At 54.5% G+C, this 13,686-nt stretch carries 12 protein-coding genes and 1 other annotated feature; of the genes, 9 read left to right on the forward strand and 3 right to left on the reverse strand.

Going from position 1 to position 13,686, the window contains the following annotated elements; all coding sequences use genetic code 11:
• Window positions 1-183: 183 nt before the first annotated feature.
• Complete coding sequence (gene creA / locus SERS4_RS0103875; RefSeq protein ID WP_012005133.1) at window positions 184-663, forward strand: protein CreA; 480 nt, start codon at window positions 184-186, stop codon at window positions 661-663.
• 47 nt (window positions 664-710) lie between these two features.
• Here the strand turns inward: creA and arcA are convergent, their stop codons facing one another.
• On the reverse strand, window positions 711-1,427 hold the full coding sequence (gene arcA / locus SERS4_RS0103880) for a two-component system response regulator ArcA (RefSeq protein WP_004949989.1): 717 nt from the start codon (window positions 1,425-1,427) through the stop codon (window positions 711-713).
• A gap of 633 nt (window positions 1,428-2,060) precedes the next feature.
• Here arcA and SERS4_RS0103885 point away from each other — a divergent pair.
• The 5 genes from SERS4_RS0103885 (at window position 2,061) to thrC (ending at window position 7,794) form a co-directional block, all read left to right on the forward strand.
• Entirely contained in the window at window positions 2,061-2,747 is a 687-nt protein-coding gene (locus tag SERS4_RS0103885) for a tRNA/rRNA methyltransferase (RefSeq protein WP_012005134.1), read from the forward strand.
• Between the two features lie 212 nt (window positions 2,748-2,959).
• The gene (gene thrL, locus SERS4_RS26110) at window positions 2,960-3,028 is read left to right on the forward strand and encodes a thr operon leader peptide (protein WP_071998276.1); all 69 of its coding nucleotides are present in this window, start codon (window positions 2,960-2,962) and stop codon (window positions 3,026-3,028) included.
• Window positions 2,967-3,085, forward strand: a sequence feature (Thr leader region). (Overlaps the previous gene by 62 nt.)
• 25 nt (window positions 3,086-3,110) lie before the next feature.
• On the forward strand, window positions 3,111-5,570 hold the full coding sequence (gene thrA, locus SERS4_RS0103890) for a bifunctional aspartate kinase/homoserine dehydrogenase I (protein ID WP_026142189.1): 2,460 nt from the start codon (window positions 3,111-3,113) through the stop codon (window positions 5,568-5,570).
• Window position 5,571: 1 nt separating this feature from the next.
• A complete protein-coding gene (gene thrB, locus SERS4_RS0103895; protein ID WP_012005136.1) occupies window positions 5,572-6,501 on the forward strand; it encodes a homoserine kinase in 930 nt (309 codons plus the stop codon).
• A gap of 3 nt (window positions 6,502-6,504) precedes the next feature.
• Window positions 6,505-7,794, forward strand: a complete 1,290-nt coding sequence (gene thrC / locus SERS4_RS0103900) for a threonine synthase (protein WP_012005137.1) — start codon at window positions 6,505-6,507, stop codon at window positions 7,792-7,794.
• A 61-nt stretch (window positions 7,795-7,855) separates the two neighbouring features.
• Here the strand turns inward: thrC and yaaA are convergent, their stop codons facing one another.
• Window positions 7,856-8,629: a peroxide stress protein YaaA gene (yaaA, locus tag SERS4_RS0103905; protein WP_017891555.1), complete on the reverse strand. Its 774-nt coding sequence runs from the start codon at window positions 8,627-8,629 to the stop codon at window positions 7,856-7,858.
• A 104-nt stretch (window positions 8,630-8,733) separates the two neighbouring features.
• Window positions 8,734-10,158: a sodium:alanine symporter family protein gene (locus tag SERS4_RS0103910; protein WP_017891556.1), complete on the reverse strand. Its 1,425-nt coding sequence runs from the start codon at window positions 10,156-10,158 to the stop codon at window positions 8,734-8,736.
• 381 nt (window positions 10,159-10,539) lie between these two features.
• On the opposite strand from SERS4_RS0103910, the gene tal reads away from it, so the two are divergent.
• The 3 genes from tal to SERS4_RS0103925 all read left to right on the forward strand — a co-directional run bounded on the left by tal (window position 10,540) and on the right by SERS4_RS0103925 (window position 13,662).
• Window positions 10,540-11,493 carry a transaldolase gene (gene tal / locus SERS4_RS0103915; protein WP_012005140.1) on the forward strand — a complete coding sequence of 318 codons (954 nt, stop codon included), beginning with the start codon at window positions 10,540-10,542 and terminating at the stop codon, window positions 11,491-11,493.
• Between the two features lie 149 nt (window positions 11,494-11,642).
• Window positions 11,643-12,230, forward strand: coding sequence for a molybdopterin adenylyltransferase (mog, locus tag SERS4_RS0103920; RefSeq protein WP_017891557.1), 588 nt, complete (start codon window positions 11,643-11,645; stop codon window positions 12,228-12,230).
• 124 nt (window positions 12,231-12,354) lie between these two features.
• Window positions 12,355-13,662: an MFS transporter gene (locus tag SERS4_RS0103925; protein ID WP_017891558.1), complete on the forward strand. Its 1,308-nt coding sequence runs from the start codon at window positions 12,355-12,357 to the stop codon at window positions 13,660-13,662.
• Window positions 13,663-13,686: the final 24 nt, after the last annotated feature.

Here is a 13,686-nt window from a genome sequence, read left to right on the forward strand (position 1 = left end):
GCAAAGATATAACGACGCCGCATAATAGCAATTTTTTTCCTCCGAGACTCTCAAAGATTTTTTTCACGCTCTGTGCTAAAAAGACCGGTGCGGACCAGAAAGATCCTTTTCTGTGACCTAAAACATAAACAATATTGATTGCCGGAACCCATTTTTAGGATTTAGCCTATTGGAGTTAAGTGAATGAAAAAAGGATGGTTATTTTTGTTTTGTTTAGTTTGCGCAACGGTGAATAGTGCGCAGGCAGAACAGGTTGGGTCGGTTGATACGGTATTTAAACTCTTTGGTCCGGACCATAAAATTGTGGTGGAAGCGTTCGACGATCCTGATGTTAAAAATGTAACTTGTTATATCAGCCGGGCAAAAACCGGGGGCATCAAAGGTGGGTTGGGATTAGCGGAAGATACTGCGGATGCCGCCATTTCTTGCCAGCAGGTTGGGCCGATTGAGCTGACTGATAAAATCAAAAATGGTAAGGCGGAAGGGACGGTCGTGTTCCAGAAGCGAACGTCGCTGGTGTTCAAGAAACTGCAGGTGGTGCGTTTCTACGATGCTAAACGTAATGCATTGATTTATCTTAGTTATTCAGACCGCGTGGTGGATGGTTCACCGAAGAATGCGCTGAGTGCAGTGCCGATCATCCCGTGGGGTGAGGCAAAATAAGATTTGGGGTTCTGCGGAACCCCAAATATTTTAACGCGGGAGGAGGCTTACTCTTCCAGATCGCCGCAGAAACGGTAACCTTCACCGTGAATAGTAGCGATGATTTCCGGCGTGTCCGGCGTCGATTCGAAGTGCTTGCGGATGCGACGGATGGTCACGTCCACGGTGCGGTCATGCGGCTTCAGCTCACGACCGGTCATCTTCTTGAGCAGTTCGCCACGGGATTGGATCTTGCCCGGGTTTTCGCAGAAGTGCAGCATGGCGCGGAATTCACTGCGTGGCAGTTTGTATTGCTCGCCCGCGGGGCTGATCAGTGAGCGGCTGTTGATGTCCAGCTCCCAACCGTTGAACTTATAGCTTTCAACCAGGCGACGTTCTTCGCCGACGCTTCCCAGGTTCATGGTGCGTGACAGCAGGTTACGTGCGCGAATGGTCAATTCACGCGGATTAAATGGCTTGGTGATGTAATCATCGGCGCCGATTTCCAGGCCGAGGATCTTGTCAACTTCGTTATCACGGCCGGTCAGGAACATCAGCGCAACGCTGGCCTGTTCGCGCAATTCACGCGCCAGCAGCAGGCCATTTTTGCCTGGCAGATTGATGTCCATGATAACCAGATTGATATCATTTTCAGACAGGATGTTGTGCATCTCTGCACCATCATTGGCTTCATGAACAACGTAGCCTTCCGCCTCGAAAATGCTCTTCAGGGTGTTACGAGTGACTAACTCGTCTTCGACAATCAGAATGTGCGGGGTCTGCATATATGCTACCTAAAATTGCCAACAAAATAGAAAATAGGAAGTACAGAAGTCTTTGTTTTCATAGCGGAGGGCAGAGATTAGCGCTCACGTTCCCTTCTACCAAACGACTAAAGTACGTAAACTCGTTCTTGATGCACTTTCCATCCCATGTCAACAAGATCGCTAGCTTGGTTGGGGCGCTATTCCTTACATCCCCAAAGGTGCCAAAACGGTGCATATCCTAACCGTATTAACAGCAATATAACAGTGCGCACCGAATTCATCACCCAACAAAACTAAGGTTTGTTGACATATATCAAATTCAATTGTAGCACGTTAACAGTTTTGTGAAAAACACTTACAGAAATGCCAGCTTAAGTCACAGAAGCCTAAATTCTGTGTACGATTCAGCATTGCGGCGCCTAATGAGGTAGAATTATTGACTTATTGATAAAAGGCTTCTTTTAACGCTTTGATTAATAAGCACAGTAAAACATAAGTAGCAATAATATGTATTACGAGCAATTTATCGGGGCAATAACCTATTTAGCTCTATCTACCCTCAATTTCGGGATTATTGTTGCGTAGATGTAAATATAATCAGACTATCCCAAACAGTCAAAAATACGCGATCTGTCGTTTAGTGGAGTATTGATGCAGCTTCATATTGTTTTAGTGGCTCCGGCGCGGCCGGAAAACGTCGGCGCTGCGGCGCGGGCAATGAAAACCATGGGTTTCACTTCGTTGCGCATTGTCGACAGCGAAGCACACCTGCAACCGGCGGCTCGCTGGGTGGCTCATGGGGCGGGGGATATCCTCGACGGCGTGCAGACTTTCGCCACTCTCGAGCAGGCGCTGGCGGACGTGGATTTCACCGTTGCTACCACTGCCCGCAGCCGCGCGCGTTTCCATTATTACTGTACGCCGCAGCAACTGTTGGGTCAGTTGAGTGAGCGCAGTCAGTGGGTGGGGCAGGCAGCGTTGGTGTTTGGCCGTGAAGATTCCGGCCTGACCAATGAAGAGCTGGAGTTGGCCGATTTGCTGACCGGTGTGCCGATGCAGGCAGATTACCCTTCGTTGAATCTCGGCCAGGCGGTGATGGTGTATTGCTATCAATTGTCGGAACTGATGAAGGTTAGCGCACCGCAGGAACCAGTGGCTAATGAGGGCCAGCTTAAAGCACTGCGTCAGCGTGCCGATGGTTTGCTGGGGGCATTGGGGGTGGGTGACGATCAAAAATTGCGCGATTGGCTGCACCAGCGGCTTGGTACTTTGCAGCAGCGCGATACGGCAATGTTGCATACTTTGCTGCATGACATCGAAAAAAAACTGACAAAGTGATACCCGTAAACATGGCTAATTAGGCAGTGTGATCCACTGCAAAACTGCCGTCTGTCTGTCTTTTTATCCTGCTATTTGGCTTTTCGACTGTCGCATTGCCCAGTTGCTGCATTGGGCAATAAACAAGCAAAAACAAGAAATAATTTGACTTGGGATAGCGATTGCTTTAACCAATAGAGGGGACAGAGTATTTAATGAGACAGACAGACAAAATGCGAAATATCAGCCTGAACACAACAATTATTACCACCACCGATACCACAGGTAACGGGGCGGGCTGACGCGTACAGGAAACAAAAGAAAAAAGCCCGCACCTAACCAGTGCGGGCTTTTTTTTCGGCTTAAATTCGGGAGAGACAAGAAATGCGAGTGCTGAAATTTGGCGGAACCTCGGTAGCGAATGCAGAACGTTTTCTGCGCGTCGCCGACATCATGGAAAGTAACGCACGTCAGGGACAGGTGGCCACGGTCTTGTCCGCTCCGGCTAAAATCACCAACCACCTGGTGGCGATGATTGATAAAACGGTAGCGGGGCAGGACATTCTGCCAAATATGAGCGATGCAGAACGCATCTTTGCCGACCTGCTGAGCGGTCTGGCACAGGCGTTGCCCGGCTTTGAATACGATCGTCTCAAGACGCTGGTCGACCAGGAGTTTTCCCAACTCAAACAGGTACTGCATGGCGTTGCGCTGCTGGGGCAATGCCCGGATAGCGTGAATGCGGCTATCATCTGCCGCGGTGAGAAGCTCTCTATCGCCATCATGGAAGGGGTGTTTCGCGCCAAAGGCTTCCCGGTTACGGTGATAAACCCGGTGGAGAAACTGCTGGCGCAGGGGCATTACCTGGAGTCCACGGTAGACATTGCCGAATCCACACTGCGCATCGCCGCCGCAGCAATCCCGGCGGATCACATCGTGCTGATGGCCGGATTCACCGCCGGTAACGATAAAGGGGAACTGGTGGTGCTGGGCCGTAACGGCTCCGACTACTCTGCTGCGGTGCTGGCTGCCTGCCTGCGCGCCGACTGCTGTGAGATCTGGACCGACGTCGACGGCGTTTATACCTGCGATCCTCGTACTGTGCCAGACGCCAGGTTGCTGAAATCGATGTCGTATCAGGAAGCTATGGAGCTTTCCTACTTCGGCGCCAGCGTGCTTCACCCCCGTACTATCGCTCCCATTGCCCAGTTCCAAATCCCTTGCCTGATCAAAAATACCGCCAACCCGCAGGCCCCAGGCACGCTGATTGGCGGCGAAAATCTGGATACCGATACCCCGGTGAAGGGCATCACCAATCTCAATAACATGGCGATGATCAACGTCTCCGGGCCAGGGATGAAGGGCATGGTCGGCATGGCCGCGCGCGTGTTTGCCGTGATGTCCCGTGCCGGTATCTCTGTGGTGCTGATCACCCAGTCCTCTTCCGAATACAGCATCAGCTTCTGCGTACCGCAGAGTGAGCTGCAGCGTGCTCGTCGCGCACTGGAAGACGAATTCTATCTTGAATTGAAAGATGGCCTGCTGGAGCCGCTGGACGTGATGGAGCAGTTGGCGATTATCTCGGTCGTCGGCGATGGCATGCGCACCCTGCGCGGGATTTCGGCCAGCTTCTTCTCCGCCCTGGCGCGCGCCAACATCAATATTGTCGCTATTGCCCAGGGGTCCTCCGAACGTTCCATCTCGGTGGTGGTCAGCAACGACTCGGCGACTACCGGGGTTCGCGTCTGCCACCAGATGCTGTTTAACACCGATCAGGTGATTGAAGTGTTTGTTATCGGCGTTGGCGGCGTCGGCGGTGCGTTGATCGAACAGATCTACCGTCAACAGCCGTGGCTGAAGCAAAAGCATATCGACCTGCGGGTGTGCGGCATTGCCAATTCACGCGCCATGTTGACCAACATACACGGTATCGCGCTGGATAGTTGGCGTGATGAACTGGCCGGTGCGCAGGAGCCATTCAACCTTGGCCGTCTGATCCGCCTGGTGAAGGAGTACCACCTGCTGAATCCGGTGATTGTCGATTGCACCTCCAGCCAGGCGGTTGCCGATCAATACGCCGATTTCCTGGCCGATGGTTTCCACGTGGTGACGCCGAACAAAAAGGCCAACACTTCGTCGATGAATTACTACCAACAACTGCGCACCGCCGCGGCCGGTTCACGTCGCAAGTTCCTGTACGACACCAACGTCGGTGCGGGGTTGCCGGTGATCGAAAACCTGCAAAACCTGCTGAACGCCGGTGATGAGCTGACGCGCTTCTCTGGCATTCTGTCCGGTTCGCTGTCGTTTATTTTCGGTAAGCTCGATGAGGGCATGTCGCTGTCGGCCGCGACCCTGGAGGCCAAAGCCAAGGGCTATACCGAGCCGGATCCGCGTGACGATCTTTCCGGTATGGATGTGGCGCGCAAGCTGCTGATCCTGGCGCGTGAGGCGGGTTACAAACTGGAGTTGGCCGATATCGAGGTTGAGTCGGTGCTGCCACCTTCCTTTGACGCTTCCGGCGACGTGGAAACCTTTATGGCGCGCCTGCCGGAGCTGGATAAAGAGTACGCCCGCAACGTGGCCAATGCCACCGAGCAGGGTAAGGTGCTGCGCTATGTCGGGGCGATCGAAAATGGCCGCTGTCAGGTGCGTATAGATGCGGTAGACGGTAACGATCCGTTGTATAAAGTGAAGAACGGCGAGAACGCCTTGGCTTTCTACAGCCGCTACTATCAGCCATTGCCACTGGTGCTGCGCGGCTACGGTGCCGGTAACGATGTGACCGCCGCAGGGGTATTTGCCGACCTGTTGCGCACACTGTCATGGAAGTTGGGAGTTTAATATGGTTAAGGTGTATGCGCCGGCCTCAATTGGTAACGTCAGCGTCGGTTTCGACGTTCTGGGTGCAGCGGTGTCGCCAATTGACGGTACCTTGCTGGGCGACTGCGTCAGTGTAGAGGCTGCCGAAACGTTCAGTTTGCAAAATGCCGGTCGCTTCGTCAGCAAGCTGCCGGACGATCCGAAAGAGAACATCGTTTACCAATGTTGGGAGCGCTTCTGCCAGGAAATCGGTCAGCAGATCCCGGTGGCGATGCGACTCGAGAAAAATATGCCTATCGGTTCAGGTCTGGGATCCAGTGCCTGCTCGGTGGTCGCCGGGTTGATGGCGATGAATGAGTTCTGCAACCGCCCGCTGGATAAAATGACGCTGCTGGGCCTGATGGGCGAGTTGGAAGGCCGCATCTCCGGCAGCGTGCATTACGATAACGTAGCGCCTTGCTACCTCGGCGGCCTGCAGTTGATGTTGGAAGAAGAAGGCTTCATCAGCCAGGAAGTGCCATGCTTTAAAGACTGGCTGTGGGTGATGGCCTATCCGGGCATCAAGGTATCCACCGCCGAAGCGCGTGCGATCCTGCCCGCGCAGTATCGTCGTCAGGACTGTATCAGCCACGGTCGCTATCTGGCGGGCTTTATCCATGCCTGCCATACCCAACAACCGCGCCTGGCCGCCAAACTGATGCAGGACGTGATTGCCGAGCCGTACCGCACCCGCCTGTTGCCGGGTTTTGCCGACGCACGCAAAGCCGCTCAGGATATCGGTGCTTTGGCTTGCGGTATTTCCGGTTCCGGCCCGACGCTGTTCGCCGTTTGTGATGACGGCGCAACGGCGCAACGCATGGCCGACTGGCTGACTAATCATTATCTGCAAAACGACGAAGGTTTTGTTCATATTTGCCGCCTGGATACCGCAGGCGCACGACTACTGGGATAACGCATGAAACTGTACAACCTTAAGGATCATAACGAGCAGGTCAGCTTCACACAGGCGATCAAACAGGGCCTGGGCAAACAGCAAGGGCTGTTTTTCCCGCTGGATCTACCGGAGTTTGAACTGACCGAAATTGACCATCTGCTGGAACAGGATTTTGTCACGCGCAGCAGCCGTATCCTGTCGGCATTTATTGGCGATGAAGTTTCTGAAGAAGCATTGCATAAGCGTGTGGCGGCGGCCTTTGAGTTTCCGGCACCGGTAGCGCAAGTTGAAGATGATATCGCCTGCCTGGAGTTGTTCCACGGCCCAACGCTGGCGTTTAAAGACTTCGGCGGCCGCTTTATGGCGCAAATGCTGGCGGAAGTGGCGGGCGATCAGCCGGTCACTATCCTGACCGCGACCTCCGGTGATACCGGCGCGGCGGTGGCCCATGCTTTCTATGGCCTGAAGAATGTGCGCGTGGTGATCCTGTATCCACAGGGCAAAATCAGCCCGCTGCAGGAAAAACTGTTCTGCACCCTGGGTGGCAATATCCATACCGTGGCGATTGACGGCGATTTTGACGCCTGCCAGGCATTGGTGAAGCAGGCATTTGACGATCAGGAATTGAAAGAAGCCCTGCACCTGAACTCGGCCAACTCGATTAACATCAGCCGCCTGCTGGCGCAGATTTGTTATTACTTCGAAGCGGTTGCGCAATTGCCACAGGAAGCACGCAACCAGTTGGTGATTTCGGTACCCAGCGGCAACTTCGGCGATCTGACCGCCGGGCTGCTGGCCAAGTCACTGGGCCTGCCGGTGAAGCGTTTTATCGCCGCGACCAATGCCAACGACACCGTACCGCGCTTCCTGACTAACGGTCAGTGGCAGCCTCATGCCACGGTGGCTACGCTGTCTAATGCGATGGATGTCAGCCAGCCGAACAACTGGCCACGGGTCGAAGAGCTGTTCCGCCGTAAGATTTGGCAGTTGAAAGAGCTGGGCCATGCCACGGTCAGTGACGAAACCACCAAAGACACTATGCGTGAACTGGCGAAGTTGGGTTATCTCTCCGAGCCGCACGCGGCGATTGCTTACCGTGCGTTGCGTGACCAGTTGCAGGAAGGGGAGTTTGGTCTGTTCCTCGGCACCGCACATCCGGCCAAATTCAAAGAGAGCGTCGAGGACATTCTCGGCCAGGAATTGCCACTGCCGAAGGCGCTGGCACTGCGTGCTGATTTGCCGCTGCTGTCTCACAACCTGCCCGCCGGTTTTGGCGAACTGCGCAAGTTCCTTATGGCCTTGCCAGCCTGATCCTCATGGCCACATAAAGCGAAAAGCCGTCCTTGCGACGGCTTTTTTATGGGCGGGAGTTTCACTGCTCTGGGCGTTTGAACACCAGCTCGTTACCTTGGGAATTGGCTTCGTCAAATGCGTAGCCTTCCAGATTGAAATCAAGCAGTTGTTCACGCTGCGTCAGGCGATTTTTGATGATAAAACGGCTCATCAGTCCGCGCGCCTTCTTGGCGTAGAAACTGATCACTTTGTATTTACCGTTTTTCTCGTCGAGGAACACCGGTTTAATCAGCTCGCCGTGCAGTTTAGCCGGTTTCACCGATTTGAAGTATTCGTCGGAAGCCAGGTTGACCACCACATCGTCACCTTGTTGTTCCAGCGCTTCATTAAGTTTTTTGGTGATTTGCTCGCCCCAGAAACTGTACAAATCCTTGCCCTTGGCATTGTCCAGTTTGATGCCCATCTCCAGACGGTAAGGCATCATCAGATCAAGCGGCCTTAGCACGCCGTACAGCCCGGACAGCATACGCAGATGCTGTTGGGCGAAATCAAAGTCATCTTCGCTGAAGTCCTGTGCGTGCAGGCCGGTATAAACGTCGCCTTTAAACGCCAGCAGGGCCTGGCGGGCATTGTCCGGGGTGAATTTCGGTTGCCAGTCGCCAAAGCGAGCGGCGTTCAGGCCGGCCAGTTTATCGCTGATGCCCATCAGCTTGGAGATTTGTACCGGCGTCAGATCGCGGCAGATTTTGATCAACTGCTTCGATTTATCCAGCAGTTCCGGCTGGGTGAAGCGTTCGGTTGCCAGTGGGCTTTCGTAATCAAGAGTTTTTGCAGGTGAAATAATAACGAGCATGGCCAGATCCTGTTTTTCCAAGAACCGCTACTGTAGCAAAAAGCGCGGGAAAAAGGGTCAATGGGTCTGATAGGCAGGGCGCGCGTTTGACGCGCCCGCAAAAATTAATTTTTGTCCCACACGCCCGGTTCAAGCTGAGATTTCAGCTCGGGGAAGCGGTTGGCGTCAAAAGTGGGCAATCTTCCCAGCGTTCGCTGACGGTGGTAATCGTTAGCCAATTTCAACGCAACGCGTGACAGCAGCAGGATCGCCGTCAGGTTGGTGATAGCCATCAACGCCATAGAGGTATCGGCCATTTTCCATACCACCGGCAATTCGGCCAACGCACCAAACATCACCATACCCAGTGCGGCGCAACGGAAAATCAACAGGCCGGCCGGGTGGTTGCGCTCCAGGAACACCAGATTGCTTTCGGCATAGGCGTAGTTGGCGATAATCGAGGTAAAGGCGAAGAAGAAAATGGCGATGGCGACAAACGGCGAGCCCCAACTGCCGACGGCAGCGGACAGCGCGCGCTGGGTCATGTCGATACCGCTGATGTTGTCCACCGGTTGATCCAATACGCCGGAGGATAGAATGATGGCGGCAGTTGCGCTACAAATCACGATAGTGTCGACAAACACCCCGAGCATCTGCACATAGCCCTGCGAGGCCGGATGCGGTGGGTAAGGTGAGGCGGAGGCCGCCGCATTGGGCGCAGAACCCATACCGGCTTCGTTGGAAAACAGGCCGCGCTGCACACCCTGAGTCATCGCCTGCGAAATACCGTAGCCGACGGCACCGGCCGCCGCTTCCTGCAGCCCGAAGGCGCTTTTCACCACCAGCGAGAGGATCGCCGGCATATGTTCAATGTTATGGCCAATTACCCACAGGGCCAGCAGTAAATAGGCTGCGGCCATCAGCGGCACCACCAGTTCGGCCACGCGGGCCACGGAACGAATGCCGCCGAAAATCACGATACCGCTCAGGACCACCAGGCCGATACCGACATACAGCGGTTTAACGTGGAAAGCGACGGCGGAAGCCTGGGCGATGGAGTTGGCCTGTACGGCGTTGAACACCAGGCCGAAGGCGATGATCAGGAAGATAGAGAACAGCACGCCCATCCAGCGCATGCCCAGCCCTTTCTCCATATAATAGGCCGGGCCGCCGCGGTAGTTACCCTGGTCGTCTTTGGTTTTGTAGAGCTGTGCCAGACTGCTTTCCACAAAGGAGGTGGCCATGCCGATAAAGGCCACTACCCACATCCAGAAGATAGCGCCGGGGCCACCGGCGGTGAGGGCAATGGCCACGCCGGTCAGGTTACCGGTACCGACGCGAGCGGCGAGGGTAGTACACAAGGCCTGAAAGGAGGAGATACCTGAGCTGTCGCTCTTGTTGCTGTTTTTCAGCAGCGAGAACATGTGGCCGAAATGGCGAACCTGGATAAAACGCGTGCGTAGGGTGAAATAAATACCGGTACCGAGTAGCAAATAAATCAGTACCGAACCCCACAAAATATTATTTATAAAATTTATCAGGTCCGTCACGGATCCCTCCTTGTTGAAATTTGTTGCGCACCGCGCCGTATCCACCGCGGGTGAAAATATATTGACTGAGTTTTTACAAGAGCTTAGCTGAAATCAGGCCGGTTCCGAGCAATTGAGACTTTTCTCAGATTTCGAAACCTATTGCATTAATTTTCGCGAATTTAACATAATTTATTCAAGCGATAGCACGTTATTGCCTTTTCATCAGCTCGGGAATGACGAAAGATAGCAGCGTAAACGGTTGCTCGCTCAAGGATAAAACCAGCACCGTCGGGGCGTGATTTTCCAGCCTTGCACCGGGCCTTGCGCATGTTATTATCAGGGCAGGGCATGGTTGAACGATGCCAAAAGTTCATGCACACACGATGAGATAATGCCAACATGACCGATAAATTAACTTCCCTGCGCCAACTGACTACCGTGGTTGCAGATACGGGCGATATCGCGGCTATGAAGCTGTATCAACCGCAAGATGCTACGACCAACCCTTCGCTGATCCTCAATGCAGCCCAAATTCCTGAATACCGCAAACTGATTGACGAAGCCATTGCCTGGGCACGCGAGCAGAGCAGCGATCGCGAACAGCAGATCGCCGATGCCGCCGACAAGCTGGCCGTTAACATTGGTCTGGAAATCCTGAAGCTGGTTCCAGGCCGCATCTCCACTGAAGTGGACGCTCGTCTGTCTTACGACACCGTAGCCAGCGTTGCCAAGGCCAAGCGCCTGATCAAACTGTACAACGATGCCGGCATCAGCAACGATCGCATCCTGATCAAACTGGCCTCTACCTGGCAGGGTATCCGCGCTGCGGAACAGCTGGAAAAAGAAGGCATCAACTGTAACCTGACGCTGCTGTTCTCCTTTGCTCAGGCCCGTGCCTGCGCCGAAGCCGGCGTTTACCTGATCTCTCCGTTTGTTGGCCGTATCCTCGACTGGTACAAAGCCAATGGCGACAAGAAAGAGTTCGCGCCAAACGAAGATCCAGGTGTGGTTTCCGTTACCGAGATCTACCAGTATTACAAACAGCACGGTTTCAAAACCGTGGTGATGGGCGCCAGCTTCCGTAACGTTGGCGAAATCATCGAACTGGCCGGTTGTGACCGCCTGACCATCGCGCCTGCATTGCTGAAAGAGCTGGCAGAGAGCGAAGGTACACTGGAGCGTAAACTGGCCTACACCGGCGAAGTGCAAGCGCGTCCTGCCGCTTTGACCGAGCCTGAGTTCTACTGGCAGCACAACCAGGATCCAATGGCAGTTGAGAAACTGACCGACGGTATCCGCAAGTTTGCCGTAGACCAGGGCAAGCTGGAAAAAATGATCGCCGATCTGCTGTAATTCCGGCAATCAGCGCAGAAAAAGGTGGCTTAGGCCGCCTTTTTTTATACCTGCAGATCCCGCAGGCAGGCAGACACTTTATACTCTCAGATTGAAAATAGGGCGGGAAGCGAACCCGTCCGAACCCCATCAGGCTGTAGAGGTTACGCATGGACATATTACGTATTGGTTTGGTTTCCGTTTCTGACCGCGCTTCCGGCGGCGTTTACCAGGACAAAGGGATACCGGCGCTGGAGGAATGGCTGACTGGCGCGCTGAGCACTCCGTTTAAGCTGGAGACCCGCCTGATCCCAGATGAGCAGACGTTGATCGAACAAACCCTGTGTGAGCTGGTGGATGAAATGGGCTGCCACCTGGTGCTGACCACCGGTGGTACCGGCCCCGCGCGCCGCGATGTGACACCTGACGCTACCTTGGCCATTGCCGATCGCGTGATGCCCGGCTTCGGCGAGCAAATGCGTCAAATCAGCCTACACTATGTGCCAACGGCCATTCTTTCACGTCAGGTGGGGGCAATCCGCAAGCAGGCATTGATCATCAACCTGCCGGGGCAACCCAAGTCGATCAAGGAAACGCTGGAAGGGGTTAAGGACGAGCAGGGCAAGGTGGTGGTGCATGGCATCTTCGCCAGCGTGCCGTACTGCATACAGTTGCTTGAGGGGCCCTATGTGGAAACCGAGGCGGCAGTGGTAGCAGCATTTCGTCCGAAGAATGCGCGTCGCGAGATAAACCTCTAAATTTCAGCCTTTTGTGAGATTAGCGCTAGCCGATCTGGTGTGAAAATAATTTGCCGTTATAGTAAGGATTCGTTTACAGAAAGCCGCTGGCTTTTATTTTCACAGTTTCCTCCGACGGTACCCTATGCCTCACGATAATAATCGCCGGTTAAACCGGCAAGACTACAAAACTCTGACGTTAGCTGCCCTGGGCGGTGCGCTGGAGTTCTATGATTTCATCATTTTTGTCTTCTTTGCGGCGGTGATGGGCGAGCTGTTTTTCCCGGCGGATATGCCGGAATGGCTACGTCAGGTGCAAACCTTCGGCATTTTTGCCGCTGGTTATCTGGCCCGCCCGCTGGGCGGCATTGTGATGGCGCACTTCGGCGATCTGGTCGGCCGCAAAAAAATGTTCAGCCTGAGTATTTTGCTGATGGCGCTGCCGACATTGGCGATGGGCCTGTTACCGACCTATGCCAGCATCGGCATTGCCGCACCGCTGTTGCTACTGCTGATGCGTGTGCTGCAAGGGGCGGCGATCGGCGGCGAGGTGCCGGGGGCCTGGGTATTTGTGGCTGAACACGTGCCGCGCCGGCGCATCGGTTTTGCCTGCGGCACGCTGACTGCCGGCCTGACCGTCGGCATCCTGCTGGGCTCGCTGGTGGCGACGGTAATCAACACCACGCTTAGTCAACAGACCATTATTGACGGTGGCTGGCGTATCCCGTTCCTGCTGGGCGGCATTTTCGGCCTGGTGGCGATGTACCTGCGCCGCTGGCTGCAGGAAACGCCGATCTTCATCGAGATGCAGGCGCGTAAGGCCCTGGCAGAAGAGCTGCCGTTGAAATCGGTGGTGCTCAATCATCGCAAGGAAGTGGTGGTGTCTATGCTGCTGACCTGGCTTTTGTCCGCCGGCATTGTGGTGGTGATCCTGATGACTCCGACCTACCTGCAAAAACAGTTTGGTATCGCCCCGGCGTTATCGTTGCAGGCCAATAGCATCGCTACCATCATGCTGATCGCCGGTTGCATCATCGCCGGCTTGTCGGCGGATCGCTTTGGCGCCAGCAAAACCTTTATCGTCGGCAGCCTGCTGCTGGCCGGTTGCAGTTGGCTATTTTATCGGACGGTGGGTGAACACCCGGAAATGTTGTTCGCCTGCTACGCGCTGGTGGGCTTCAGCGTAGGCGTAGTGGGCGCGGTCCCCTACGTGATGGTGCGGGCTTTTCCGGCGGAAGTGCGATTTACCGGGATTTCGTTCTCATATAATGTCGCATACGCCATTTTTGGCGGTTTAACCCCAATATTTGTGACGTTGATCATGAAGTTAACCCCGTTAGCGCCCGCTTACTATGTGCTGGCGCTGTCCGGCATCGGACTGCTGCTGGGGATTTATCTGCATCGCGATCTAAACAGCGAAACCAAGGCACAGCGCGCCGGTTCCTACAGCTGAAAAAAAAGCCCTGCAATCAACCGC

The sequence above is a fragment of the Serratia sp. S4 genome (genome assembly GCF_000347995.1).
Taxonomy (GTDB): Bacteria; Pseudomonadota; Gammaproteobacteria; order Enterobacterales; family Enterobacteriaceae; genus Serratia; species Serratia quinivorans.